General features: G+C 38.1%; 2 pseudogenes. One reads left to right on the forward strand and one right to left on the reverse strand.

The annotated features are described in order from the left end of the window. A pseudogene (locus FHL06_RS13795) lies at window positions 1-276 on the forward strand (D-alanine--D-alanine ligase); the annotation flags it as partial. Window positions 277-829: 553 nt separating this feature from the next. Here the strand turns inward: FHL06_RS13795 and FHL06_RS13800 are convergent. Then, window positions 830-1,139: pseudogene (locus FHL06_RS13800) on the reverse strand (ATP-dependent Clp protease ATP-binding subunit); the annotation flags it as partial.

Genomic DNA, 1,139 nt, shown 5'->3' on the forward strand with positions numbered 1-1,139 from the left:
TTCATCACACCACCAGAAAACTTGGATGATGAAACACATGCTCAGATGCAAGCTTTGACAAAGAAAACTTTTGAAGCTTTAGGTATGAGTAACTATGGACGTGTTGATTTCTTACTACGTGATGGTCAATTGTACGTTATGGAAGCCAACACCTTGCCAGGTATGACACCATTGTCATTGATGCCAAGAGAAGCAGAAGCTGTGGGTATTTCATATCCTGACTTATGTGAAAGAATCATTAAGAGTAAAATGAAATATTACGAAGAAAAGCTTTAATTATTTAGAAGCGAGAGTGGAACAAATAAGTTCAACTTTCATGTCTTAAAACAAGTGGCTCCGGTAATCCGATTTTGGATTGCTGGGGCTATTTTTGCTTTAAGTTGAAAAACTAGGGCTTGTTTCAGGGTTATGCTGCATGTTTAAAAACAATAGTAGTTTTGTTTAAGTTTTTTTTGATAGTTATTTAAGGGTTAAAAGGTTACGAATATACTTTTAAAGTCTGGATATGATGCCAAAGTAGTCAGGGTTACGATGTAATACGCAAATTTACTTATGGATTATTCAAAACAAAGAATAAACTAGCCGGAAGGAACCAGAAAATTAGGTTGCCGTGAAGGTGGCGTTAAGGCTTTAGCCTTTACACCACGGGACGAGTTTTGAGACTTGTGATTTTCAAGGCTCAAAATCGAGCTTGGAGACCTTGGCTCCAAGCGGTCCCACAGCAGACTGTATCGTGCACGCTCTTCAACGGCAGTGAACAAATAACAAAAAAAGCTCGACCAAGAATCCAATCAGGATTAGGTCGAGCTTTTATCATCAGCACCACTAATTATTCTTCAGTATCAGGTGCACTATACTTAGAAATTTGAATTTCATCTTTTGTTACATGAGCTTCTAGTTGCTTATCCTTGGGATGATCCAAGAAGTAGTCAGCAACTTTATCTTCGATTTGTTCTTCAATCACACGACGGAGTGGACGAGCACCCATCTTAGGGTTGTAGCCCAAATCAACTAATTTATCTTTGGCATCCTTAGTTACATGAATGCTTAGACCTTGATCGGCAATCATCTTGTTAGTATCTGCCAACATGAGATCAACGATATGTAATAGGTTGTCTTTGGTTAGAGAATTGAATTCA

The sequence above is a fragment of the Companilactobacillus halodurans genome, from assembly GCF_009600985.1.
Classification (GTDB): Bacteria; Bacillota; Bacilli; order Lactobacillales; family Lactobacillaceae; genus Companilactobacillus; species Companilactobacillus halodurans.